This window comes from Streptomyces sp. NPDC001927 (genome assembly GCF_053594455.1).
Window position 1 is genome coordinate 455,259 of sequence record NZ_JBSFEN010000007.1, and the last position, 25,272, is coordinate 480,530.

General features: G+C 72.0%; 20 protein-coding genes. 4 read left to right on the forward strand and 16 right to left on the reverse strand.

Translation table 11 applies throughout. From position 1 onward, the window contains the following. Positions 1 to 31: 31 nt before the first annotated feature. The 6 genes from ACWCO8_RS21915 to ACWCO8_RS21940 all read right to left on the reverse strand — a co-directional run bounded on the left by ACWCO8_RS21915 (position 32) and on the right by ACWCO8_RS21940 (position 7,843). The gene (locus tag ACWCO8_RS21915) at positions 32 to 574 is read right to left on the reverse strand and encodes a hypothetical protein (protein WP_451033640.1); all 543 of its coding nucleotides are present in this window, start codon (positions 572 to 574) and stop codon (positions 32 to 34) included. Beyond that, on the reverse strand, positions 571 to 1,596 hold the full coding sequence (locus ACWCO8_RS21920) for a ParA family protein (protein ID WP_329125763.1): 1,026 nt from the start codon (positions 1,594 to 1,596) through the stop codon (positions 571 to 573). The genes ACWCO8_RS21915 and ACWCO8_RS21920 overlap by 4 nt, the downstream gene beginning before the upstream one ends. A gap of 435 nt (positions 1,597 to 2,031) precedes the next feature. Beyond that, positions 2,032 to 3,147, reverse strand: coding sequence for an alanine dehydrogenase (gene ald / locus ACWCO8_RS21925; protein ID WP_362004097.1), 1,116 nt, complete (start codon positions 3,145 to 3,147; stop codon positions 2,032 to 2,034). A gap of 147 nt (positions 3,148 to 3,294) precedes the next feature. Next, positions 3,295 to 5,283, reverse strand: coding sequence for a tetratricopeptide repeat protein (locus tag ACWCO8_RS21930; RefSeq protein ID WP_451033609.1), 1,989 nt, complete (start codon positions 5,281 to 5,283; stop codon positions 3,295 to 3,297). Positions 5,284 to 5,478: 195 nt separating this feature from the next. Then, on the reverse strand, positions 5,479 to 6,105 hold the full coding sequence (locus tag ACWCO8_RS21935; protein ID WP_451033610.1) for an NUDIX domain-containing protein: 627 nt from the start codon (positions 6,103 to 6,105) through the stop codon (positions 5,479 to 5,481). An 88-nt stretch (positions 6,106 to 6,193) separates the two neighbouring features. After that, entirely contained in the window at positions 6,194 to 7,843 is a 1,650-nt protein-coding gene (locus ACWCO8_RS21940) for a CTP synthase (protein ID WP_361769618.1), read from the reverse strand. A gap of 415 nt (positions 7,844 to 8,258) precedes the next feature. On the opposite strand from ACWCO8_RS21940, the gene ACWCO8_RS21945 reads away from it, so the two are divergent. After that, positions 8,259 to 10,061: a glycoside hydrolase family 15 protein gene (locus tag ACWCO8_RS21945; protein WP_451033611.1), complete on the forward strand. Its 1,803-nt coding sequence runs from the start codon at positions 8,259 to 8,261 to the stop codon at positions 10,059 to 10,061. A 160-nt stretch (positions 10,062 to 10,221) separates the two neighbouring features. Next, entirely contained in the window at positions 10,222 to 11,013 is a 792-nt protein-coding gene (locus ACWCO8_RS21950) for a class I SAM-dependent methyltransferase (protein WP_451033612.1), read from the forward strand. A gap of 26 nt (positions 11,014 to 11,039) precedes the next feature. Here ACWCO8_RS21950 and ACWCO8_RS21955 read toward each other — a convergent pair whose 3' ends face one another. Both ACWCO8_RS21955 and ACWCO8_RS21960 read right to left on the reverse strand, forming a co-directional pair. Continuing rightward, entirely contained in the window at positions 11,040 to 11,357 is a 318-nt protein-coding gene (locus ACWCO8_RS21955; RefSeq protein WP_451033613.1) for a hypothetical protein, read from the reverse strand. A gap of 4 nt (positions 11,358 to 11,361) precedes the next feature. After that, complete coding sequence (locus ACWCO8_RS21960) at positions 11,362 to 12,279, reverse strand: hypothetical protein (RefSeq protein ID WP_451033614.1); 918 nt, start codon at positions 12,277 to 12,279, stop codon at positions 11,362 to 11,364. A 192-nt stretch (positions 12,280 to 12,471) separates the two neighbouring features. Here ACWCO8_RS21960 and ACWCO8_RS21965 point away from each other — a divergent pair, with 192 nt between their 5' ends. Then, positions 12,472 to 13,860 carry an FAD-binding oxidoreductase gene (locus tag ACWCO8_RS21965; RefSeq protein WP_451033615.1) on the forward strand — a complete coding sequence of 463 codons (1,389 nt, stop codon included), beginning with the start codon at positions 12,472 to 12,474 and terminating at the stop codon, positions 13,858 to 13,860. A 1-nt stretch (position 13,861) separates the two neighbouring features. Here the strand turns inward: ACWCO8_RS21965 and ACWCO8_RS21970 are convergent, their stop codons facing one another. Both ACWCO8_RS21970 and ACWCO8_RS21975 read right to left on the reverse strand, forming a co-directional pair. Next, positions 13,862 to 15,487: a flavin monoamine oxidase family protein gene (locus ACWCO8_RS21970; protein ID WP_451033616.1), complete on the reverse strand. Its 1,626-nt coding sequence runs from the start codon at positions 15,485 to 15,487 to the stop codon at positions 13,862 to 13,864. A 33-nt stretch (positions 15,488 to 15,520) separates the two neighbouring features. Further along, positions 15,521 to 17,038, reverse strand: coding sequence for an APC family permease (locus ACWCO8_RS21975; RefSeq protein WP_362004080.1), 1,518 nt, complete (start codon positions 17,036 to 17,038; stop codon positions 15,521 to 15,523). A 159-nt stretch (positions 17,039 to 17,197) separates the two neighbouring features. Between ACWCO8_RS21975 and ACWCO8_RS21980 the strand changes: the two genes are divergently transcribed. Beyond that, positions 17,198 to 18,820 (forward strand): PucR family transcriptional regulator, encoded by a 1,623-nt coding sequence (locus ACWCO8_RS21980; RefSeq protein WP_451033617.1) that lies wholly within the window; start codon positions 17,198 to 17,200, stop codon positions 18,818 to 18,820. A gap of 391 nt (positions 18,821 to 19,211) precedes the next feature. On the opposite strand, the gene ACWCO8_RS21985 is transcribed toward ACWCO8_RS21980, so the two are convergent. From ACWCO8_RS21985 to ACWCO8_RS22010, 6 genes are all read right to left on the reverse strand, one after another. Continuing rightward, a complete protein-coding gene (locus ACWCO8_RS21985; RefSeq protein WP_451033618.1) occupies positions 19,212 to 20,303 on the reverse strand; it encodes a glycosyltransferase family 4 protein in 1,092 nt (363 codons plus the stop codon). Positions 20,304 to 20,404: 101 nt separating this feature from the next. Then, positions 20,405 to 21,139 carry a hypothetical protein gene (locus ACWCO8_RS21990; RefSeq protein WP_451033619.1) on the reverse strand — a complete coding sequence of 245 codons (735 nt, stop codon included), beginning with the start codon at positions 21,137 to 21,139 and terminating at the stop codon, positions 20,405 to 20,407. Between the two features lie 104 nt (positions 21,140 to 21,243). Further along, positions 21,244 to 22,962 (reverse strand): DNA repair protein RecN, encoded by a 1,719-nt coding sequence (recN, locus tag ACWCO8_RS21995; protein ID WP_451033641.1) that lies wholly within the window; start codon positions 22,960 to 22,962, stop codon positions 21,244 to 21,246. A 197-nt stretch (positions 22,963 to 23,159) separates the two neighbouring features. Beyond that, positions 23,160 to 24,089, reverse strand: coding sequence for an NAD kinase (locus ACWCO8_RS22000; protein WP_362004070.1), 930 nt, complete (start codon positions 24,087 to 24,089; stop codon positions 23,160 to 23,162). Then, positions 24,086 to 24,901 carry a TlyA family RNA methyltransferase gene (locus ACWCO8_RS22005; RefSeq protein ID WP_451033620.1) on the reverse strand — a complete coding sequence of 272 codons (816 nt, stop codon included), beginning with the start codon at positions 24,899 to 24,901 and terminating at the stop codon, positions 24,086 to 24,088. Before ACWCO8_RS22005 ends, ACWCO8_RS22000 begins: the two co-directional genes overlap by 4 nt. A gap of 7 nt (positions 24,902 to 24,908) precedes the next feature. Then, the gene (locus ACWCO8_RS22010; RefSeq protein ID WP_451033621.1) at positions 24,909 to 25,259 is read right to left on the reverse strand and encodes a hypothetical protein; all 351 of its coding nucleotides are present in this window, start codon (positions 25,257 to 25,259) and stop codon (positions 24,909 to 24,911) included. Positions 25,260 to 25,272: the final 13 nt, after the last annotated feature.

The window sequence follows — 25,272 nt, forward strand, 5'->3', positions numbered from 1 at the left end:
GGCAGAGGGCTTCGCAGCCCGCAGGCTACCCTCAGCGACCGCGCAGGCGGCGCACGAGAATGCTCGCGTCGCCCCGGGACTCCAGGTCTGCCAGGACCACCGCGACCGCCTCACGGACGATCCGGCCCCGGTCCACGGCCAGGCCGTGCTCGCCCCGGAGCACGAGGCGGGCGTGCTCCAGGTCCATCAGCTCCTCGGCGGAGACGTAGACCGTGATCTTCTCGTCGTGCCGCTCGCGCCCGCTCGGCCGCCGGTTCGGCGACCGGCCGCGCCTGCGCGCCTGGGCGGCGGGCGCCGGGGCCGGCGCGGGACCCTGGGACTCCGCGCCACGCGACCTCGGCTCCGACTGCTCCGCGGGCTGCGCCGCCGAGTGCTCGGCCGAACCGGAGCCCGAGCCGGGACCTGAGCCGGTACCGCTGCCCGCACCCGATCCGGGCCCGGACGCGGAGCCGCCCTCCGCCGCCTCCGTGTCGCTCTCGCCGGCCGGAGCCGGTACCCGGCCACGGGGCGAGGAGGACTGGAGCGCCATCCCCCCGGTCGTACGGAACAGTTCGTCGGCGCCGGGCAGACTCACTCGGCGTGACACCGGGCGAGCACCTCCCTGGCGAGCTGACGATAGGCGGCGGCACCCACCGAGTTCGACGCGTACGTCGTGATCGGCTCACCGGCGACCGTGGTCTCCGGGAAGCGCACGGTACGGCCGATGACGGTGTGGTAGACGTGGTCGTCGAAGGCTTCGACCACGCGCGCGAGCACCTCACGGCTGTGCACCGTACGGGAGTCGTACATCGTGGCGAGGATCCCGTCGAGCTCCAGCTCCGGGTTGAGCCGCTCCTGGACCTTCTCGATCGTCTCGGTCAGCAGCGCCACACCGCGGAGCGCGAAGAACTCGCATTCCAGCGGCACGATGACCTTGTGAGCCGCCGTCAGGGCGTTCACGGTCAGCAGGCCGAGCGAGGGCTGACAGTCGATCACGATGTAGTCGTAGTCGTTCATCAGCGGCTTCAGGGCGCGCTGCAGCGTCGACTCGCGCGCGACCTCGCTGACCAACTGCACCTCGGCCGCCGAGAGGTCGATGTTGCTCGGCAGCAGGTCCATGTTGGGCACGGCGGTCTTGAGGAGCACCTCGTCCGCCGACATGCCCCGCTCCATGAGCAGGTTGTAGACGGTGAGGTCGAGCTCCATCGGGTTCACACCGAGACCGACCGACAGGGCTCCCTGCGGGTCGAAGTCGACGAGCAGCACCCGCCGTCCGTACTCCGCGAGCGCGGCACCCAGGTTGATGGTCGACGTGGTCTTGCCGACGCCGCCCTTCTGGTTGCACATCGCGATGATCTTCGCGGGGCCGTGGTCGGTCAGCGGACCCGGGATCGGGAAGTACGGCAGGGGCCGTCCGGTGGGGCCGATCCGCTCGCGGCGCTGACGGGCAGCGTCGGGTGCGAGGGTGGCCGCGTACTCCGGGTCGGGCTCGTACTCGGCGTCAGGGTCGTAGAAGTGCCCCTCGGGCACCTCGTCGTAGGCGGCGAAGTGGGTGGACTCTCGGCCACTCTCGTTGCCGGCCGTGGCGTTCACGTGTAGGCCGTCCATCATCTTCATCGTGTGGGCTGTCGTCACGGGCTGATGCGTCGCGTGGGTCGCGTGGTTCGCGGCGGTCGCGAACGTCCGGACGGCGACGGAGCCGACAGGGATTCCTGGCTGTCCGCCCCCGGGAGTAAATGTCGACTCATTCACAAGTCGTCTTACCTCCTTGGATGTGACCAGGAACATTTATCGATAGGTCAGCGTGGCACCATGCCGACGGTTGGCGACTCTATGGCGTGTCACCGCTCCGCAGCAACACAATCCGCCGGACCCGGCCCGATGTGTCGGCAACCGAACACCCCTCTGTCAAGGGTGCGCGGCCACGCATCCACACGTTTCGGGGGTGCGCGAAACGGTTAAAGGGTTACGTTCGAGGCGAGTTGCACGGCGCCCCGGACGTGGCCGGATGCGTGAGGTTGACGGCGCGCCTTGACGCGACGCCGGGGAAGGTCAGCCCAGGAGGGTGTTCAGCTCGACGTGCTCGAGGCCGTGCGCCTCGGCAACCTCCTTGTAAACCACCTTGCCGTCATGGGTGTTGAGGCCCAGGGCCAGCGCGGCGTCGCGGCGCAGCGCCTCGACCCAGCCGTTGTTCGCCAGCGACACGATGTAGGGCAGCGTGGCGTTGGTGAGGGCGTACGTGGAGGTGTTCGGCACCGCGCCCGGCATGTTGGCGACGCAGTAGAAGACCGAGTTGTGGACCTGGAAGGTCGGCTCGGCGTGGGTGGTCGCGTGCGAGTCCTCGAAGCAGCCGCCCTGGTCGATCGCGATGTCGACAAGGACACTTCCGGGCTTCATCTTGGCGACGAGCTCGTTGGTGACCAGCTTCGGGGCCTTGGCGCCCGGGATGAGGACGGCGCCGATGACGAGGTCGGCCTCGATGACGGCCTTCTCCAGCTCGTAGGCGTTGGAGACGATCGTCTTCACCTTGGTGCCGAAGATCTTGTCGGCCTCGCGGAGCTTGTTGATGTCGCGGTCGAGCAGGGTCACGTGGAAGCCCATGCCGACGGCGATCTGGGTGGCGTTCCAGCCGGAGACGCCGCCGCCGATGACGACGCACTCGCCGGCGTGGGTGCCGGGGACGCCGCCGGGGAGCACGCCGCGGCCGCCGACCGAGCGCATCAGGTGGTAGGCGCCGACCTGCGGGGCCAGGCGGCCCGCGACCTCGGACATCGGGGCGAGCAGCGGCAGGGCGCGGTTCGCGGTCTCGACGGTCTCGTAGGCGATGGCGGTGGTGCCGGACTCGAGGAGCGCGTCCGTGCACTCGCGCGAGGCGGCGAGGTGCAGGTACGTGAAGAGGGTCTGGTCCTTGCGGAGGCGGTGGTACTCCTCCGCGATGGGCTCCTTGACCTTGAGGAGCAGGTCGGCCGTGGCCCAGACCTCGTCGGCGGTGGGCAGGATCTGCGCACCGGCGGAGACGTACTCCTCGTCCGTGATCGAGGAGCCCACACCGGCGTTCTGCTCGATGAAGACCTGGTGGCCGTTGCGGACGAGCTCGTGGACACCGGCGGGGGTGATGGCCACGCGGAACTCGTTGTTCTTGACCTCGCGGGGGATGCCGACCTTCATCGTCGATCACGGTCCTTGAATCAGGGGAAACGGGGGGTGCACTGCGATACATACCCGGATGCAAGGGGGCGCACCGGGGCAGACCGCGGTCGATCGCGGCGCACCCAGTCTAATGAAGGAGTTCCCCGTGTCTAGCCTTGCAAAGCATTATTCTTCGACGGAAGCACTACGGATTTCGTAGGCGGAAGGTTCGCCTCCGAGGAGTCTTTCGGCCGCGGACCGGTGCAAACGGGCCGCCGCGGGGTCACCGAGCCGGTCGAGGGTGTCCGCGAGCCGCAGCTGGAGCGCGGCCTGAAGCCGCACGTCCTGGGCCCGCCGGGCCCACTCCACCGCCTCCTCGCAGGTCCGCAGCGACTCCTCGGGCCGTCCGGCGTACTCCTGGACCCGGGCCGCCTCGCTCAACGCCCGCGCGTGGCCGGGGAGATCGGCCAGGCGCCGGTAGCCCGCGGCGGCGGCGCGCCAGTTCCGCAGGGCCTCGCCGTAGCGGCCGGCGTAGGTCTGCACCGCGCCCAGCCGGGCGTACAGCCGGGCCTGGTCGGCGCGCTCGTCCCGGGCGAGGCGCTGGGCGAGGGCCCGCCCGTACCAGTCGGCGGCCCGCTGCCAGTCCCCCAGCTCCTGGTGGGAACCGCCTACGGATTCCATCGCGCGGCCGATCGCGTACGGGTCGTTCGCGGCCCGTCCGGCGTCCAGAGCGGCCCGGTAGCGGGCCAGGGCGTCCTGGGTGCGGCCGGTCCTCGCGTCGAGGTCGGCGAGATTGAGCAGCGCGGCGGCCCGCTCCCGGTGCAGTCCGCGCCGCTCGGCCACGTCCAGGACCAGCTGGTGCAGCCCGTAGAGCTCGGGCGCCGCGGCCTCGGCGCCCCGGTGCGCGGTCTCGGCCCTGACCAGGGCGGCGACCAGCCGGCGGGCCAGGGTGTCGAGCTCGCCGTCGGCGACGGCGAGACGGGCGGAGGCGAGCAGCACGGGCCGGCGGCTCTCCAGCCAGTCGGCGGCGGCCGGCACGCTGGGGAAGCGCAGGGCGCGGGGCAGTCCGGCGAGCTTCTTGTGGGCCGTGGACCCCTCGGGCTCGGTGACCGCGCGGCAGGACTGGAGGAGCCGTACGGTCCGCTCCAGCATCCGGGCGCGGGCGAGCTGCACCTCGGCGGGCCGGTCGCGCTCCTCCATCCGCTCGCGGAGCGCCGGGACGAGATGGCCGGGCAGCTCGTACTGGCCGTCCTCGCCCTCGGTGACGAGACCGAGGCCGACGAAGTCGGCCAGGGTCGTCGCCGCCGCCGAGACGGAGCAGCCGGCCAGGGCGGAGGCGGTGTGGGCGTCGGCCCGGCCGAGCGGGGCGAGGGTGAGGTAGCGCAGTATCCGCGCGGCCGGCTGCGCCAGGGACTCGTGGACCAGCTGGAACGCGCGGGAGAGCGGGTCGCCGGAGAGGGCCCGCAGCCGCTTGGCGAGGTCGGCGACGGAGGCCTTGGGGCGGGCGGCGAGCCAGCCGCCGGCCAGGACGACGGCGGCGGGCTGCCCGCCGCACTCCTCCGCGAGGCTCTCGGCGGCCTGCGGGTCGACCGTGACGCGTACGGAGCCGGTGTAGCCGGTGAGCATCTCGATCGCCGACTTGGGGTCGAGGCCGCCGAGGGTGCAGGGCCGGACGTCGGGGATGCCGGTGAGCGGCCCCTTGGCGACGGCGACGACGAGGGCGTCGGGGTTGTCCGGGATCAGCGGGTCGACCTGTTCGGCGTCGACGGAGTCGTCGAGGACGAGGACCGCCCGGCGCTCGGCGAGGGCGTCGCGGACGAGTTCGGTCAGCTCGTCCTCGCCCGCGCCGGGCGGCTCCTGGACGCCGAGGTCCTTCAGCAGGGCCTGGGCGGCCCGCGCGGTGGGGACCGGGTCGCCGCCGGGTTCGGTGAGCCGGGCGCGGAACACCCCGTCGGGGTAGGCGGTGGCGAGTCCGGCGACGAGCTCCGCGGCGAGCGCGGTCCGCCCGGAGCCGGGGCGTCCGGCGATCAGGAGGACGCGCGCGCGGGGTGCCTTGTGGCCGGCGAGGGTGTCGAGTCCGGTCCGTTCGATGTCGGCGCGCAGGGCCTTCAACTCGCGCTGTCGGCCGTAGAAGTTCCGCACCCCGCCCGCCGCTGCCACCGCCTGATCCGTCACGGGCCACGCTCCCGTCCACCTGCGCACGAGCCGATCCCGCGGGGGTCTCCGCACGGGTGATCCCGAGCGTAGTTCAGGCGGTGCACCGGTCCCGGCGGAGCGCGGCGGGACTATCCCCCGATCGGATCAGCAGATCGTCAGACCAGCACTCCGGTCGGCGGAGACGGGGCGGCTACGACTCGAACAGCCGGGCGGTCACGCCTCGAACGGCCGGGCAGGCCACTCCGCGTCGGCCGGGCGCAGCGCGTCGATGCCGTCGCCCCCGCGCGCGGCGAACAGCGAAAGGACGCCCAGGACCAGGCAGTTGTTGTGCAGCTCGCCCGCGAGCGCGCCGCGCACGACCTCGGCGAGCGGGACCCGGGCCAGTTCCATGTCGGCCTCCTCGTCGGAGACCTCGTACCGTTCGCCCTGCGCCTCGGACAGGTCCCGCGCCAGGAAGATCCGTACCGCCTCGTCGCTGCCGCCGGGCGAGGTGTAGACGTCGGTCAGGACCCGCCAGTCCTCGGCCTTGACGTGCGCCTCCTCGTACAGCTCGCGCTGCGCGGCGTGCAGCGGGTTCTCCCCGGGTACGTCGAGGAGGCCGGCCGGGATCTCCCAGAGCTTCTGCCGCACGGGGTGCCGGTACTGCTTCAGGAGCAGCACCCGGTCCTCGTCGTCGAGGGCGACGACCGCCACCGAGCCGGGGTGGACCTGGTAGTCGCGGTGCGCGACGGAACCGTCGGGCATGACCACCTCGTCCGTGCGGACGCTCGTCTTCTTTCCCTGGAACGGGGTCGTCGTGCCGACGACCCGCCACTCCTCCGGGGTGTCCTGCAACTCCATCTGCGTCCTTCCACCCTCACCCACACACGAAAGCCGGGGCACCGGCCCTCGAAAGGCCTGCGTACCCCGGCAACGTTAACTCCTGGTCCTACTTGCCCGTCTTCCGCTCGACGGCCGCCTTGACCAGGCCGGCGAAGAGCGGGTGCGGACGCGTCGGACGCGAGCGCAGCTCCGGGTGGGCCTGGGTCGCGACCAGGTAGGGGTGCACCTCGCGCGGGTACTCGACGTACTCGACGAGCTTGTTGTCCGGGGAGGTGCCGGAGAAGACCAGACCGGCCTTCTTCTCCAGCTCGGCGCGGTAGGCGTTGTTCACCTCGTAGCGGTGGCGGTGGCGCTCGTCCACGTACGGCTGGTCGTCGTAGACCTCGCGCACGATGGAGCCCTCGGCGAGCTTCGCCGGGTACAGGCCCAGGCGCATCGTTCCGCCGAGGTCGCCGGCGCCCTCGACGTACGCGAGCTGCTCCTCCATGGTCGAGATGACCGGGTGGGCGGTGCCCGCGTCGAACTCGGTGGAGTTGGCGTCCGGGATGTCGGCCAGGTTGCGGGCGGCCTCGATGACGATGCACTGCAGGCCCAGGCAGATGCCGAGCAGCGGCACCTTGTTCTCGCGGGCGTACTGGATCGCGCCGATCTTGCCGTTGACACCGCGGTCGCCGAAGCCACCGGGGATCAGGATCGCGTCGACGTCGCCGAGCTGCTTCTTCGCGCCGGCCGCGGTCTTGCAGTCGTCGGAGGTGACCCACTTGACCTTGACCCGCGCCTTGTTGGCGAAGCCGCCGGCCCGCATGGCCTCGGTGATCGAGAGGTACGCGTCGGGCAGGTCGATGTACTTGCCGACGAGCGCGACGGTGACCTCGTGCTCCGGGTTGTGGACGCGGTCGAGCAGGTCGTCCCAGGTCGTCCAGTCCACGTCGCGGAACGGCAGGTCGAGCTTGCGGACGACGTAGGCGTCCAGGCCCTCGGTGTGCAGCACCTTGGGGATGTCGTAGATCGACTTGGCGTCGATGGCGGCGACGACGGCGGCCTCGTCCACGTCGCACATCAGCGAGATCTTGCGCTTGATGGCGGTGGGGACGTCACGGTCGGCGCGCAGCACGATGGCGTCCGGCTGGATACCGATGTTGCGCAGCGCGGCGACGGAGTGCTGGGTCGGCTTGGTCTTCAGCTCGCCGGACGGGCCGATGTAGGGCAGCAGCGAGATGTGCACGACGAAGACGTTGTCGCGGCCGACCTCGTGGCGGACCTGACGGACGGTCTCCAGGAACGGCAGCGACTCGATGTCGCCGACGGTTCCGCCGACCTCGGTGATGACCACGTCGACGTCGTCGGTCGCCATACGGCGGATCCGCGACTTGATCTCGTTGGTGATGTGCGGGATGACCTGGACAGTGTCGCCGAGGTACTCGCCGCGCCGCTCCTTGGCGATGACCTGCGAGTAGACCTGGCCGGTGGTGACGTTGGCCGAGCCGTCGAGGTCGACGTCGAGGAAGCGCTCGTAGTGGCCGATGTCCAGGTCGGTCTCGGCACCGTCGTTGGTGACGAAGACCTCGCCGTGCTGGAACGGGTTCATCGTGCCGGGGTCGACGTTCAGGTACGGGTCGAGCTTCTGCATCGTGACCCGCAGGCCCCGCGCCTTGAGGAGCGCACCCAGGCTGGAGGCGGTCAGGCCCTTCCCGAGGGAGGAGGCGACACCCCCGGTGACGAAGATGTGCTTGGTCGTCGTGGTTTTGGGCGGCATCGCCAAGAGGGGGCTCCCGTGGTCGCGTTCTGGAGGTGCGTTCCGGCGTGCCCTCCGGAAGAATCGGGGGGTGCCGTCGCTGCGGTTGCGGGGGCTCGGCTGTCGCCGTTTCCCACCGGTCCACGGGGTACCAGGGTATCAGCGACATCGGGAGACCGCTTCCGGCCACACGGGGCAGTCGGGCGCGCACGGACGGCTACGCGCCCTCCGGGTGCGCGGGCTGCGCCGGGTGGGAGCGGCGTCAAGAGGTGCGTCGGGAATGCTCACCCGATCGGCGCAACGGCGTTACGAGAGCGTGCCGAAACGCGTCGTATCCTGCTCGGACAATTGCCGCCGATCGTCAACATCTGTTGACCGCTGATCTGTAGTAACCGTCCTTCGGGGCGGACGTGGCCGTTCGATCTGGAGAGAGCACGTGGCCGGGCGCATCGAGGATTACGCACTCATCGGAGACATGCAGACCGCCGCCCTGGTCTGCCGGGACGGCAGTGTCGACTGGCTCTGCCTGCCCCGCTTCGATTCGCACGCCGTCTTCGCGGGACTCCTCGGGACCGAGGAACACGGCTTCTGGCGGGTCGGCCCCGCCGTCCCCAACGGCGCCACCCCGCCGCCCGCCGACCGCCGCCGCTACCGGGGCGACTCGCTCATCCTGGAGTCCGAGTGGGACACCCCGCGCGGCACGGTCCGGGTGATCGACTTCATGCCCCCGCGCGACGGGGCGCCGCAGCTGATCCGGATCGTGGAGGGCGTCTCCGGCCGGGTGCCGATGCACTCCGCGCTGCGGATGCGGTTCAGCTACGGACGCGTGGTGCCGTGGGTCCACAAGGTCGGTGACCGCACGGTCGCCGTCGCCGGTCCCGACTCGGTGTGGCTGGACATGGACGCCGAGACGCACGGCAAGGACCTCACGACGTACTCGGACTTCACCGTCACCCCCGGCGACCGGGTCACCTTCACCATCAGCTGGCAGCCCTCGCACAAGGAGGCGCCCGCCCTGCCGGACCCGGAGGGTTCGCTGGAGGCGACCGAGGACTTCTGGCGGGAGTGGGTGGAGCACTGCACGTACCACGGCCCGTACCGCGAGGCGGTCGTCCGCTCGCTGATCACCCTGAAGGCCCTGACGTACGCCCCGACCGGCGGCATCGTCGCCGCGCCGACCACGTCCCTCCCCGAGGAGATCGGCGGCGTACGGAACTGGGACTACCGCTACACCTGGCTGCGCGACGCGGCGATCACCCTCTCCTCGATGCTCCGCACCGGCTACCGCGAGGAGGCCCGCGCCTGGCGGGACTGGCTGCTCCGCGCGGTCGCGGGCGACCCGGAGAACCTGCAGATCATGTACGGGATCGCGGGCGAGCGCGAGCTCGGCGAGGCGGAGCTGGACTGGCTGCCGGGGTACGAGAACTCCGGCCCGGTCCGGGTCGGCAACGGCGCCGCCAACCAGCTCCAGCTGGACGTCTACGGCGAGGTCACCGAGGCGCTGCACCTGGCGCACATGACGGGCCTGTCCCGCAACGACTACGCCTCGCTCCTCCAGCTCAAGCTGATCCGCTACCTGGAGACCCACTGGGACCAGCCCGACGAGGGCATCTGGGAGGTGCGCGGCCCGCGCCGGCACTTCGTGCACTCGAAGGTCATGGCCTGGGTGGCGGTCGACCGCACGATCAAGCTGATCGAGTCCGGGGACGCCGACGGCCCGCTGGAGCGCTGGCGCACGCTGCGCGACGACATCCACCGGGACGTCTGCGAGAAGGGCTACGACAAGGAGCGGAACACCTTCACGCAGTCGTACGGCTCCAAGGAGCTGGACGCCTCGCTGCTGCTGATCCCGCAGATGGGCTTCCTGCCGCCGGACGACAAGCGGGTCATCGGCACGATCGAGGCGATCCAGCGCGAGCTGTCCACCGAGGACGGCTTCGTCCTGCGCTACCCCACGGCGGGCGAGGAGGCCGGCGTGGACGGCCTGGAGGGCGACGAGGGCGCGTTCCTCGCCTGCTCGTTCTGGCTCGCCGACGACCTGGCGATGATCGGCCGCGTCGACGAGGCCCGCCAGCTCTTCGAACGCCTCCTGGCCCTCCGCAACGACCTGGGCCTCCTGGCGGAGGAGTGGGACCCCCGCCTCCAGCGCCAGGTGGGCAACTTCCCCCAGGCCTTCAGCCACGTCCCCCTGATCGACACGGCCCTGCGGCTGACGGCGAGCGGGGCGTACGGGGGTTGAGGGTGTGGGATCCCGTTCTCCGCGTCGGATTCCGCGCGGGTGTGCCGATGCCCCCCAATTCAGTTGAGCCCGCACCCCGCCATCGTGTTGGCTAGCGGGACGGAACTGGACCGAACTGTAAGTACCGCAGTCTCCGCTTGGACGTAGCAGGGAGTCAAACGTGGAGGACATCGTTGTCGACCCCGTTGCCCACAATCGGGCAGCCTGGGACAGGTACGTCCAAGAGGGCAACGAGTGGTCGAGGCCGGTGAGCACCGAGGATGTCGAACGCGCCCGCAAGGGCGACTGGTCGATCGTCCTCATCGGGCGTGAGCCGGTCGACCGCTCCTGGCTGCCGGCGGACCTGACCGGCAAGGACGTGCTGTGCCTGGCCTCCGGCGGTGGCCAGCAGGGTCCGATCCTCGCCGCAGCGGGGGCGCGGGTCACCGTGTTCGACAACTCACCCCGCCAGCTCGGCCAGGACCAGATGGTGGCGGCGCGCGACGGACTCGAGCTGCGCACCCTCCTGGGCGACATGCGCGACCTCAGCGCCTTCGGCGACGCAACATTCGACGTCGTGTTCCATCCGGTCTCCAACCTGTTCGTACCAGACCTGGCACCGGTGTGGCGTGAGTGCTTCCGCGTTCTGCGACCGGGCGGAACTCTGCTCGCGGGGTTCCTCAACCCTGATGCGTACTTGTTCGACCACGAGGCGCTCGACGAGCGCGGCGAGCTGATCGTCGTGCACAAGCTGCCCTACAGCGATGTCACGCATTACTCCGCCGAAGAACGCGCCACGAAGTTCGGCGCGGATGCCGCTCTTGAATACGGCCACACCCTCACCAACCAAATCAGCGGACAACTCGCCTCGGGGTTCGTCCTCACCGGCTTCGCGGAAGCGCCGCACCAATCCAACGCATCCGCTCAATACATGTCGAACTATTTTGCGACGCTGGCGGTCAAGCCGGCCTGACCCGGCCGCGGGACCGGCCTGCGGGCTCAGTCCTCGGGCGGGTACGGAAATTCGACGGCGTCACCGAAGAAGTAGTCGTACGCCTTCGCGAGAAACGCGTACAGGTCGTCCTCGCTGGAGAAGGAGAAGATCTCCTCCGTAATTTCCCCCCACTCGCCGAGCGACATCTCGCGGGTGCGGAGCAACTCGGCGAATCCGTCGCGCTGAATCACGGTCGTTTCCGTGAAGCGTCCGGGATTGGCGAGGCTGTGCCGGACACCTCTCCTCAGGTCTTCGGGCTCGTTCGCATAGTCCGGGCCGAAGGCGCTGCCGATGAAGCTTTTGGTTTTCGCGTCCACGCTCATGTCCTTAGGGGTGTCGCCCCTGCTCGGGGTTGGGATACATCGTTTTCAGACCGTCTGTTTCCCGGTCGTAGACGGCATTGATGTAACCGTCTTCGAAATTCACGGGGAGATGGTTCACAGAACCGTCTGCGGCCGTCGGACTGTTCGGGTCGACATAGTATCCCTCGAACCTGGCCGAGTGGTCTCCCGGGCCGAATATCTCCTCGATGCTTGCGGTGACCTTGGGGTCTCCGGTCTCGATCATCTTGTCGCGCAGATATTCCTCGGCGCGCACATAGTCTTCCGGATTCGTGAATTTGGTCGCGTAGTCACCGCAGAAGTGCGCCTTGGACTTACCATCCGGGGTGACATCCTCAGTCTTACCCGTCTCCGGGTTCACATGGTTTTCGGTCTTCACGTGGCCGTTGCCCTTGAGCAGCACATTGTCGTCCGCGTCGGTCTTCGGCTCGCCCTTGCGGTCCTTGAGGGCTTCCGTGGTCGGGTGCAGATGCCTCTGGGGCCCGTGCCCCTGCTTCTCGAGTACGGCGATCTTCGCGTCGGTCTCGGCGGTGTCCTCCGCGTCGTCCTCGACCTCGGCCGGATCGTCCGCGCCGTCTTCGGCACCGGCCTCGGCCTCGGCAGGTTCCTCCGCCTCGTTCCTGACCTCGGCGGCCTCGTCCACACCGCCGCCGACCTCGGCAGGTTCCTGCGCCTCACCGTCGGTCTCGGCCGGTTCCTGCACCTCGTACGGCTCAAGGGGCTCGTCCGGCTCCCGTGGCTCCAGCGAGCCGACGCCGGTGTCTCCCGTCTCGTCGTCGACGTCCTGCGCGTCCGTCGGTTCGACAGGGTCCGCGTCGTCGTCCGTCTCCGAGAGTCCCGGTATCTCCGGTGGCGGCGAGGACTCCTCGACACCGGATTCTCCGCCCCCGTAGAGCTCGCCCATCCCCGTCCCCCCCGCGGCAAGTCCCGCATGGATATGGAGTGTTGCGTCGACCGCGGGATGTTCGCGTCTCATCCTAGCGTGATCATGAACCTGCTCGGCAGGGGGCGGAGCGGTGGGCTACAAGGCGACGGAAGCCGCGCCCCGGAATACGCTGAAAGGGTCCTGTCCCCCCTCAGGAAGGGGGGCTCACCCATGGCTCCCCAGATCGACGTTCCGGCGACGGCGTTGGCCGGGCTCCGTGAGGATCTGGCCGGTGAGGTGTTCGTGGCCGGCGATCCGGGTTACGACGAGGCCCGGAAGATCCACAACGGCATGATCGACCGGCGTCCCGCCGTCATCGCCCAGTGCGCGACCTCCGAGGACGTCGCCAACGCGGTCCTCTTCGGCCGGGAGACCGGGCTGCCCATCGCCGTGCGCGGCGGCGGGCACAGCGTCGCCGGCACGTGCGTCGTCGACGACGGTCTCGTCGTCGACCTGCGCCGGATGCACGCGGTCGTCGCCGACCCCGAGCACCTGACGGCCCGGGTCGAGGGCGGCGCGACCATGAGCCACCTCGACCACGCGACCCAGCCCTTCCACCTGGCCACCACCGGCGGCCGGGTCTCCACCACCGGCGTCGGCGGCTTCACGCTCGGCGGCGGTTCGGGCTGGCTGGAGCGGAAGTTCGGGCTCGCCTGCGACAACCTCCTCGCCGCCGAGCTCATCACCGCCGAGGGCAAGCACGTCCACACCGACGCCGAGACGCACCCGGAGCTGTTCTGGGCGCTGCACGGCGGCGGCGGGAACTTCGGGGTGGCGACCTCCCTCACCCTGCGGCTCCACGAGCTGCCCCGGATGAGCTTCGCGATGCTCTTCTTCCTTCCGGAGTCCGCCCCCGAGGTGGTCCGCACCTTCCGGGACCTGGCGGCCGACGCCCCCGACGCGGCGGGCGGCGGGATCATCTACCTGCCCGCTCCCCCGGAGCCGTTCGTCCCCGAACACCTCGTCGGCAAGCTGCTCTGCGGCACCCTCCTCACGTACGCGGGACCGGTCGCCGAGGTCCGCGAGCTGGCGGCGCCGCTGATCGCCCTGAAGCCGGCGATCGAGATGGTCACGGACATCCCGTACGCCGAGCTCCAGTGCATGCTCGACGACCCGCCGGGCCTGCGGAACTACTGGTCGGCGGAGTACCTGAACGCGCTCCCGGACGAGGCCGTGGACGCCTTCTGCGCGCGGGGCGCCCTGATCCCGCTGCCGACCGCCACCCAGCACGTGCTCTTCATGCTGGGTGGCGCGGTGGCCTCCGGTCCGGCCGACTACCCCATCCCGTGGCGCTCGGCGCCCTGGGTCGTCCACCCCTTCGCGACCTGGGAGAACCCGGCCGACGACGAGCGGGCGCGGCAGTGGGTACGGGACGTGCGGGCCGACGCCCGGCCGTGGTCCACCGGAGCCGTGTACCTCAACTTCATCGGCTCCGAGGGCGACGAGCGGGTCGTCGCGGGCTTCGGCGAGGAGAACTACCGCAGGCTCGCCGCCGTGAAGGCGACGTACGACCCCGACAACGTCTTCCGCTTCAACCACAACATCACCCCGGCGGCCTGACTCACCTCAGCGCGTCGATCACCTCCCGCGCGGCCCGCTCGCCCTCGGTGGCGCCGCCTTCCATAAAGCCCTGGAAGTCGTAGCTGCAGTGCTCGCCGCCGATGTGGACGTTGCCCTGGGCGGTGCCCTCGTACCCCGCGTACCGGTGCAGATAGCCGACCGGCCAGCAGGAGTACGCGCCCAGGGTGTACGGATCACGGTGCCAGGCGGAGAGCTGGGCTCGGCCGGTGTACGCCGTGGAGGTGCCCGGGAAGAAGGCGTCGACGCCGCCCAGATACCGGGTGACCAGGCTCCGTACGTACGGGTCGGACTGGGTGGAGAACGGCCCCGCGGGCGTCAGGGACCGGGCCAGGTTTCCGCCGCCGTACTGGATGAGGATGCCTCCCGTGCCGCCCTGGATCTTGGTGGTGTCCCAGGTCTGCTGGACCTCGGTGTCGGTGAAGCAGTCACCGGCCGAGACGCCGGGCCAGGCGCCCGTGCCGCGCCACGGGCGGGTGCCGAACTGCATGTTGAGCTTGGTGCAGTACCCCATCCGGGCGTCCCTGAGCAGGTTCCTCATCAGGGGGTCGAACCCCGCCAGACTCAGGTCGAGCTGCTTGAGGATCGGCAGGGGCAGGCACAGGACGGTGTGGTCGGCGGTGACCGTCCGGGTGGCGCCCGCCTCGGTGAACGTGAGCGTCTGGGTGCCGTCGGCGTTGGCCCGTACGGCGGTCAGGGACCAGCCCTGGCGCAGGGTGCCGGGGGCGAGGGCGCCCGCGATGGCGTTCGGGAGCCGGTCGTTGCCGCCGGTGATGTGGTACCGCTCGTTGGAGAGGCCCCAGATGTTGAAGTGGCCCGGATTGGTCTGGTAGCCCATGAGCAGGACGAGGGCGAGCGAGGACTGTTCGGTGGTGTCGGCGCCGTACTCGACGTTGTAGGCGACGTCGATGAACCGGCCCAGCGGCGAGGAGTGGCCGCCGGGGACACGGGACTCGATCCATTCGTATATCGACATGTTGTCGAGCGCGGTGCCGGTGGGCGTGGTCTGGTTCCACAGCACCTCGCCCGCCTCGGACAGGTCACGGCGCAGCGCCTGGTAGACCGCCTTGAAGTCCTCGTCGGCCTGGTGGCGCGGGTAGTAGGAGCCGTTGAACCAGAGGACTTCCTCGGCGCCGGTGGGGCCGCCGCCGAGGAAGTCCTCCACGGGGAGGTCGAATCGGCGGCAGAGCTCCAGGATCTTCTTGTGGCTGGTGTCGATCAGCTCTCCGCCGATCTCGGAGGTCTGCCCGTACGCCCAGTGGTTCCGCTGGGTCCACATGCGTCCGCCGACGCGCGCGGGGTTGGCCTCGTACAGCGTCGGCCTCACGCCCGCGTCCTGGAGGGTGAGGGCGGCGGTGAGGCCGGAGATGCCGGCACCGACGACGGCGACGCGGGCGGGGGTGACCGCGCGGGCCGCGGCAGGTGCGGAGACGGCCGCCCCCGTGCCGACGGCGACTCCCGCGGCGGCGGCGTACTTCAGCAGGGAACGCCGTCCGAGGGCGTCGGACCGCATCCCTCTCAGCTCGTCCACGGGCAGGTTCAGCCGTCGGGCATCGGCGTGCTCGGCGGCGAGGCGGTTCAGGAGGTGCATCGGGTTGGTGCGTGCCATGGGGCGCTCCTGGGTCCTTGGAGGGGTGAGGGTTCAGCTCTGCGATACCGGGGCGGGTGCCTTCGGTCGCTCGTCGTCGTCGCGCTCGGTCGCGTCCTCCAGGACGATCCGGCCGATGATCGCGTACCGCTCGGGCTGCCGGGCCTTGAGGTAGAGGCCGAGGCCCAGGCCGCCGAAGAAGACCGCTCCGACGATCCACGGGATCGCCTTGAAAAGGAGGGAGTCGGCGGCGAGCCCCGCCGCGGTCTCCATGTTCATGACGAGCAGGACGACCACGGCGGTCATCCCGATCCCGCCGAGCAGCGGCGCGGTGAACGTCCTGAACCAGTGCCGGTCCTCGGGGTGGTTGGTGCGGAAGTAGCCGATGACGGCGAAGGAGCAGAGGGTCTGCACGATGAGGATCGCCATCGTGCCGAGGATCGCGAGCAGCGTGTAGAGGTGGATGTACGGGTCCTGTCCGGTGACCCAGAAGGCGCCGACGAGGAGGACCGCGATGGCGCTCTGGACGTACGAGGCGATGTACGGGGAGCCGTGCCGGGCGTGGGTCCGGCCGAGGGCCGGGTGGAGGAAGCCCTCGCGGCCGATGGCGTACAGGTAGCGGGAAGCGCACTGGTGGAAGGCCATGCCGCAGGCGAAGGAGCCGGTGAGCAGCAGCCACTGGAAGGCGTCGACCGCCCAGGCGCCGATGAAGGACTGGGTGGGCGCGAAGAACAGGTCGAGGGGCGAGGCGGAGGAGGACAGCTTCACGGAACCGGAGAGCCCGTTGCCGGCGATCGTCATCCAGGAGACGTAGATGTAGAAGAGTCCGACTCCCACGACGGAGACGAGGGTCGCCCGGGGGATGACGCGCTTGGGATCGCGGGACTCCTCTCCGTACATCGCCGTCGACTCGAAGCCGACCCATGACCAGAAGGCGAAGAAGAGACCGAGCCCGGCGGAGGCGCCGGTGAAGGCGTTCTTGGGGTTGATCGGCTCGACGGGGATGCCGTCGGGGCCGCCGCCGGCGATCAGGACGGCGGTGGCGACGGCGAACAGGACCGCGATCTCGGCGACCAGCATCACGCCGAGCGCCTTGGCGGTGAGGTTGATGTCGAAGTACGCGAGGACGGCGGTGACGGCGAGCATCGCCGCCGCGTAGACGATCCACGGCAGGTCCCAGCCGAGCTGGTCGGCGACCGTCGTCTTGGTGAAGTAGGCGAACACGCCGACGATGGAGGCCTCGAAGACGATGTACGCGAGCACGGCGAGCATCCCGGAGGCCATGCCGGCGATCCGGCCGAGGCCGTGCGAGATGTAGCCGTAGAAGGCGCCGGCGGCGGTGATCCGCCTGGCCATGGCGACGTAGCCGACCGAGAAGACGGTCAGGACCAGCGTTGCGAAAAGGTAGCCGGCGGGGGCGCCGGTGCCGTTGCCGAAGCCGACGGCGATGGGGAGGTTGCCGGTCATCGCCGTGATCGGGGCGGCGGTGGCGACGGCCATGAAGACGACGCCGACGACACCGACCGAGTTCGCCTTGAGGCGCTGCACCTCGCGGGTGGGGTTGTTTGCCATGGCCGGAGAGGATCCTCCGGGGTGACGTACGCCACAATCGACATGCGGTCGCACAATTGGCCTATGGGAGCGACGAGTTGTCGACGGAATGGACGATCTGTCGGCCCGTGTGACCGTGGTGTGATGTCGCCGCAACATGGACACCGGTAGCGTCCGGCCATGGACAATCAGGGCGGGATCACCGTGCAGCGGGCGCTGGAGCTGCCCGGGCTCCGCAGCGGCCTCCCGGAGGTGGTCGCGGGCGCGGACCGGCTGAACCGGACCGTGCGCTGGGTGCACGCGGGCGAGGTCCCGAACATCGCGTCGCTGCTCAAGGGCGGCGAGCTGCTGCTCACGACGGGCCTCGGCCTGGGGACGCGCCCGGCGGAGCAGCGCGCGTTCGTACGCCGACTGGCGGACCGCGGCATCGCGGCCCTGGTCGTGGAACTCGGCCCCCGCTTCTCCCGCCTGCCGGCCACGATCGTGGAGACGGCACGCGCGGCGGGCCTCCCCCTGGTGCAGCTGCACCGCGAGGTCCCCTTCGTGGCGGTGACCGAGGAGATCCACACCGAGATCGTGAACGGCCACTACGCGCTGCTGCGGCAGGCGGAGGAGGTCCACCGCCAGTGCACGGAGGCGCTGCTCGGCGGGGGCGGGGTGCCTCAGGTCCTGCGGATCCTGGCCGACTTCACGGCGAACCCGGTCTTCCTGGAGACGGCGGACGGCCAGCTGCTCTACGCGGCGGGTACGGAGTCGGGACCTGCGGACCCGCTCCAGGTCTGGGACGGGCTGCGCGGCCAGCGCGCGGCGCGCGAGTCGGGCCCGCCGACGGGCGCGGTGCTGGTGGACGTACCCGGAGGCGGACCGGGCACCGGATCGGTCCGCGCCCGCCTGGTCCTCCTGGCGGTCGACGGCCCGCTGTCCCAGGTCCACCGCATGGCGGCGGAACGGGCGGCGGGCATCCTGGCGGTCGTCCTGATGCAGGCGAGGCAGGAGGAGGAGCTGGCGGCGCGGGGCCGCGGCGACTTCCTGACGGACCTGGCGGAGGGCAGGATCACGCCGGAGGACGCCCCGGCACAGGCCAGGGTCCTGGGCTTCCGCCCGGGCGAAGGCCCCCTCCTCCCCGTGGTGATGCGCCTGGCTTCGGACCTGTCCCCCTCGGGCAACTGGTCCCTGCTGGCGAGGGCGGTCCTGGAGGAGCTGTCCTCGGTGGGCGTCCCGGTCCTGCTGGGCGTACGCCCGGTGGAGGGCCGGGTGCCGCTCCTGCTCGGCCTGCGCTCGGAGTCGGAGCGTACGGCGGTGGCGGACCGGGTCGCGGCGGCGCTGCGGGCGGGCGTGGAGCGGGCCGGCCTGGAACGCGGGAGCGGCCACCCGCCGGTGGTCGTGGTGGGCGTCGCGGGCGGCTGGGCGGCGGCGTCGGCGTCCCTGCGGCACGCGGGCGAGACGGCGACGGCGGCGCAGGGCCTCTCGGACCGCCCCTGGTACGACGCCCGCCGCCTGGACATCGACCTCCTCCTGTGGCGCCTGCGCGAACACCCGGACCTCGCGGCCTTCGTGGACCGCGCGATCGGCCCCCTGCGGGACCACGACCGCACGTCCCGCCCCCCACTGCTCCCCACCCTCGAGACCTACCTGGCCCACGCGGGCCGCAAGGCGGAAACAGCCCGCGAACTCCACCTCAACCGCCAGACCCTCTACAACCGCCTGGCCCGAATCTCCGAACTCCTGGGCACCGACCTGGACGACCCCCAGACAGTCCTGGCCCTCTCCCTGGCCCTCCGAGCCAGACGCCACACCCCGTAACCGACCAAGCCCGCCCCCGGAGCACGAGCGCCCACCTGCGGCGCGAAGCCGCCGCCCTCGGGGCCCGGGGCCCGGGGCCCCAGAGCGTCCCCGCGGCGCGAAGCCGCCGCACCCGAGGCAGGGGCGAAGCCCCGTCCCCAAACCCGCCCCACCGGGGCACAGGGCCACGCGCCCACCTCCGCGGCGCGAAGCCGCCGCGTCCGGGGGCAAGCCCCACCCCGACCCACCCACGGCGCGAAGCCGCCGCCCTCGGGGCCCGGGGCCCGGGGCCCCAGAGCGTCCCCGCGGCGCGAAGCCGCCGCGCCCGGGGGTACGGGGGCGGAGCCCCCGGTCTCGTCAGGGTTTCGGGGAGGGGCGGGGTGGGGGAATCCGCCCCACCCCCGTCACACCGTCAGCGTCGGCCCGACAGCTCGTCGTACACGCTCAACACATGCGCGATCGTCTCGTCCTCCGTCGGCCACGTCCGCGCCTGTACCCGCCCCGCCGCCGCCAGGTCCATCCGGCGGTCCGTGTCCTCCAAGAGGCCCCGCACCGCCGCCGCCAGCGCCGCCGCGTCGCCCCACGGGACCAACTCCGCCGCGTCACCGACCAGTTCCGGCACCCCGCCCACCGCCGTCGCGACCAGCGGTACGCCCAGCCGCAGGGCCTCCTGCGCCAGCAGGGAACGGGCCTCCCAGCGCGACGGGAGCACCGCCACGTCCGCCGCCGCCAGCAGCTCCGCCACGTCGTCCCGGCGCCCGATCAGCCGGACCGCCAGCCCCTCCGCCTCGACCCGCCGCTGCAACGCCGCCCGCTCGCGCCCCTCCCCCGCGATCACCAGCAACGGCTGCGGATCGAGATCCCGCCACTCCCGCGCCGCGTCGAGCAGCAGCCCGTACCCCCGCTCCGGCACCAGCGCCCCGACCGCCATCAACAACGGCCGGTCCACCGCCCCCAGTTCCGCCCGCGCCTTGCCGTCGTGCAGGCAGACCGGCGCGCGCGACGCGGGCACCGTGACCGGAGCGAGCCGCGCGTCCCGCGCCCCGCGCCGCCGCGCCCGGTCGACCAGCTCCGACGAGGTCCCGAGGACGACGGCCGCCGCCCGCGCCGTGCGTCGTTCGAGCAGCCGCAACAGCCCGCCCCGCGCCCCGTCCACATGGTTGCGGGTGTGCCAGGTCGTCACGAGCGCCGGCCCCCGCACCCCTCCCGACCCCGACAGCGCGAGCGTCGCCCGTACCGCGGCGTGCAGCCCGTGCGCGTGCACCACGTCCGCGCCGATGCAGGCGTTGCGGAGCTGCGCGACCGTCGCGGGGTCGTTGCGGCGCGGGACGGGCACGAAGTGCGCGCCGGCGCCGATGAAGTCGTAGGCGCGGTCGAGTTCGGCCGGGGCGCACACGGTCACCCGCACGCCCCTCGCCACCAGCCCCGAGGCAAGTGATCGGACGTGAGCGCTACTGCCCGCGCTGCCGCCGCCCAGCACTTGGACCGTACGGAGCTGTGTCACGGCCCCAAGGATGCCAGCCCGTACGCACGTTCCGGCACCGAAGCCCCCTCATGGCCGTGTCGTGGCCGTCGCCAAGGCCTCAACTCGCCGCGCGCTTTCACTCACACGGGTGAACGCGCGAGGTCGCTGACCTGGTCTCCGTACACCGCCGCCGCGACGAGCCCCGCCGCGTGGACCGCGAGTCCGAACCGACCGTTCCCGGCGGCGATCGCACTGCCGACGGCCGCTCCGAGCGCGTGCGCGCCCGTGTCACCGAGCATGGTCCGCTCACCGAGGTCGTCCACGAGGACGGCGGCCGCGGCGCCCATCGGCGCGGCGGCGAGCGCTCCACGCAGCAGCCCGGGGGCCCCGAGCCCGAGGACCGTCAACGCGGCGCGCCCCGGGGCGACATCCACGAGGTTGACGAAATGCGCGGTGCCGGCGATCACCACACCCGCGAGGACCTTGTCGACGGGGCGTTCCTTCAGCAGCGCCCCGGCGACGAGCCCGGCCGCGCCGATCCCGAAGAGCTTCACGGCCCCGCTGGTGACCTCGCCGTCGCGCAGGGCCTCCAGGTGCGCCCGGAAGCCGCGGCGGTGGTCGCCCTTCCAGTCGTCGTACGCCCCGCACGCCCCGGCGGCGAGCACGGCGAAGGCGGCCGGCCCGCTCCCGGCCGCGACGGCGGCACCGGCGGCTCCTACGGCGGTGGCGGGCCCGGCCCACAGGTCGACGCTCCGCCCGGCGTGGTTCTCACGTCGCCATCGCGCGTCCCCGCGCCCCCGCAACGCCACGTACGCGGCCCGACCGACCCCGGCGGCCACGACGAACGCCCCGACCCTGCCCCAATTCCCACTCATGCGGCCCAGCGTAGGCACCACCCGCACGAGCCCTACGAGCACCCTGCAAAGACCGGGCCGTCAGCCGCGAGTCGCCAGCCCGTCAGCCCGTCAGCCACCAACCCTCAGCCGTCCGCCCGCGCCGTGGCCAGCAGCTCCTCCGCGTGCGCCCGCGCCGTCTCCGAGTCCTCCTGGCCCGCCAGCATCCGCGACAGCTCGCGCACGCGGTCCTCGCCCTCCAGGACGGTGACGCCGGACCGGGTCACGGAGCCGTCGTTGGTCTTCTCGACCAGCAGCTGCCGGTCGGCGAACGCCGCCACCTGCGGAAGGTGGGTGACCACGACGACCTGCGCCGACTTGGCGAGCTTCGCGAGGCGACGGCCGATCTCCACGGCCGCCTTGCCGCCGACGCCCGCGTCGACCTCGTCGAAGAGGTACGTCGGCACCGGGTCCGTACCCGCGAAGACGACCTCGACCGCGAGCATCACCCGGGACAGCTCACCACCGGACGCGCCCTTCGCGATCGGCCGCGGCGGTGCGCCCGGGTGCGGGGCGAGCAGCAGCTCGACCTCGTCGGCACCGGACGGCGAGTACGCGACCGGGCGGCCGCCGACCTCGACCCCGTCCGGGTCCTCGGTCTGACTGATCGCGAACGACACGCGCGCGTGGGGCATGGCGAGGGAGGCCAGTTCGGCGGTCACGGCCTCGGCGAACCGGGCCGCCGCCTCCGTACGGGCGTCGGTGAGCGCCTGCGCCAGGACGGACAGCTCGGCCCGCAGCGCGTCCCGCTCGGCCGTCAGCTCGCCGACCCGGTCGTCGTCGCCCTCCAGTTCGGTGAGCCGCGCCGCGCTCTCCTGCGCCCACGCAAGCACGGCCGCGATGTCCGCGCCGTACTTCCGGGTGAGCTGCGTCAGCGCCGCGCGCCGCTCCTCGACGACGGCGAGCCGTCGCGGGTCGGCGTCCAGGTTGTCGGCGTACCCGGCCAGTTCCCCGGCCACGTCGGAGAGCAGGATCGAGATCTCGCCCATCCGGTCCGCGAGCGCGGCGAGCGCCGGGTCGTGCGACCGTACGGCCTCCAGGGCGCGCCCGGCCCCCGCGACCAGGGTCGTCGCGTCGACGGCCTCCGGGTCCTCGGGCTGGCCCGCGAGGGCGGCGTGCGCGAGCGCGGCGGCGGAGGCGAGGGCCTCGGCGTGCCCGAGCCGCTCCGCTTCGGCCGCCAGCTCGACGTCCTCACCGGCCAGCGGCTCGACGGCCTCGATCTCGCCGAGCCCGAAACGCAGCAGGTCGGCCTCCTGGGCCCGCTCGCGCGCCCGGGTGGTGATCTCGTCCAGCTCGGCGACGACGGCCCGCAGCCGCCGGTACGCCTCCGCGTACGCGGCCAGCGGTACGGAGACGGCCTCGCCCGCGTACCGGTCGAGCGCGCCGCGCTGCCGGGCGGGCTTGAGCAGGCCCTGCTGGTCGGTCTGGCCGTGCACGGCGACGAGTTCGTCGGCGAGTTCGGCGAGCAGCCCGACCGGCACCGAACGTCCGCCGAGATGGGCCCGCGAACGGCCCTCGGCGGAGATCGTCCGGCTCACGAGCAGCGCGCCGTCGTCCAGCTCGGCGCCCGCCTCCGCGGCGCGCACGGCGGCGCTGGCGCCCTCGGGCAGCGTGATCCGCCCCTCGACGACGGCCGAGCCGGCGCCGATCCGCACCAGGGCGGGGTCGGCGCGCCCGCCGAGCAGCAGCCCCAGGCTGGTCACGACCATGGTCTTGCCCGCACCGGTCTCGCCCGTCACCGCGGTGAAACCGGGCGACAGCTCGACTACCGCGTCGTCGATGACCCCGAGCGACCGTATCCGCATCTCCTCCAACACGGAGAAGACCTTACGAGGTCCGGCCCCACCTGTGCGACGGCCCCTGCCGGAACGGGGTGAACCCGCAGGTCGGACGCACCCCTGGTCACCCGTGGGGGTGGGCACCACGCCGACGGCACCACGCCGAGGACGCCATGCCGACAGCGCCACCCCCGGCGCCACGCCGACCGCGCCACCCCTGCCGCTCAGTGCGGCGCGCCCCGCCACCCCGACACCGGCAGCGCGAACTTCGCCACCAGCCGGTCCGTGAACGAGGCGTGGTGCAGCCGGGCGAGCCGTACCGGCACCTCGCCGCGCCGGACCTCGACCCGCGCGCCCGCCGGGAGTTCGACCGTCCGGCGGCCGTCGCACCACAGCACGCCGTTGGGCGTGTGCGGCTCGACCTCCACCGCGAGCACCGACTCCGGGGTCGTCACGAGCGGCTTGGCGAACAGCGCGTGCGCCCCGATCGGCACCATGAGCAGCGCCTCGACCTCGGGCCAGATCACCGGCCCGCCGGCCGAGAAGGCGTACGCCGTCGAGCCGGTCGGGGTCGCGCAGATCACCCCGTCGCAGCCGAAGCCGGTGACCGGACGGCCGTCGATGGCGAGCACGACCTCCAGCATCCGTTCCGGGGAGACCTTCTGCACGGCCGCCTCGTTCAGCGCCCAGTCCCGGTGCAGCACGTCGCCGTTCTCGTACACGACGACGTCGAGGGTCATGCGCTCCTCGACCTCGTACGCCCGTGTCACGACCCGGTCGACGACCTTGTCGAGGTCGTCGCGCTCGGCCTCCGCGAGGAAGCCGACCCGGCCCAGGTTGACGCCGAGCATCGGCACGCCGGACGCCCGCGAGAACTCCGAGCCGCGCAGCAGCGTCCCGTCACCGCCGAGGACGACGAGCAGCTCGCAGCCCTCCAGCGCCTCGGCGCAGGCCTCCGGCACCGTCTCCACGGACGGCGGCAGCGGCAGATCGGCCGCCTCCGCCTCCAGGACACGGACGCCGATCCCGCTGCGCAGCAGCCCGAGGACGACGAGTTCGGCGCTGCGCACGGCGGCCGGGCGGCCGGTGTGCGCGAGCAGGAAGACGGTACGCGTACCCGTACCGGTACCAGGTGGTGCGGTCGTTGAGCTCAACGAGGTCCCTCCGCCACGGCGCGGTCGACATCCGCCGGATCGAGCGCGGGCGCCCCTGCCCGCAGCCACAGAAAGTACTCGACGTTGCCGGAGGGGCCGGGCAGCGGGCTGGCCGTCACGCCCAGGACCCCGAGCCCGAGCTCGCCGGCCTGGCGCGCCACATTCTTCACCGCGTCGCCGCGCAGCTGCGTGCTGCGCACCACACCGCGCGTACCGAGGCGTTCCTTGCCGACCTCGAACTGCGGCTTGACCATGAGCACGAGGTCCGCGTCGGGCGCGGTGCAGCGCACCAGGGCAGGGAGGACGAGGCCGAGCGGGATGAAGGAGAGGTCGCCGACGACGAGGTCGACGGGGGCGCCGTCGATGGCGTCGAGGGTCAGCTCGCGTACGTTCGTCCGGTCCTTGACGGTGACCCGGTCGTCGCTCTGCAGGGACCAGGCGAGCTGGCCGTAGCCGACGTCGACGGCGACGACGTGCGCGGCGCCCGCCCGCAGCAGGACGTCCGTGAACCCGCCGGTCGACGCGCCCGCGTCGAGCGCCCGCCGGCCCTCGACCGTCAGCCCTTGGGGTACGAAGGCGGCGAAGGCACCGGCCAGCTTGTGGCCGCCGCGCGAGACGTAGGACGGGTCGCTGTCGTCCGCGGCGACGACGATGGCCGCGGCCGTCTCGACCTGGGTGGCGGGCTTGGTCGCGACCGTCTTGCCGACGGTCACCCGCCCCGCCGCGATCAGCTGGCTGGCGTGCTCGCGCGAGCGGGCGAGCTCACGGCGTACCAGCTCGGCGTCCAGACGGCGGCGTGCCACTCCTGCCACGTTCGGTTCAGCTCCTGAGGTCGTACGGCGGTGTCGGTCCGGGACCGTGCGTCGGTCCAGGGCCGGGCGTCGGCCCGGAACCGGGTGTCGGTCCGGGGCGGACGGCGTCGAGCGAGGTCAGCTCGTCGCGCAGTCCACGGTGTACATCCTCGTACACCTCCAGGTGTCCGTCCGCCGGAAGGCTGTCGGCATCGGCAAGCCGCTCCAGGAGGGCGTCCACGACGGGCCGCCCGGTGGGGACGCGCACGACGCCGAGCGGCGCGGGCCCGACGGGCTCGAACCCCGCCTCCTCGACCGCACCTGGGTCTCGCCCGTCCCGGGCCTCGGCCTCCGGCGCTGCGTCCGTCACGTCACTCATGCGCCCGACGCTA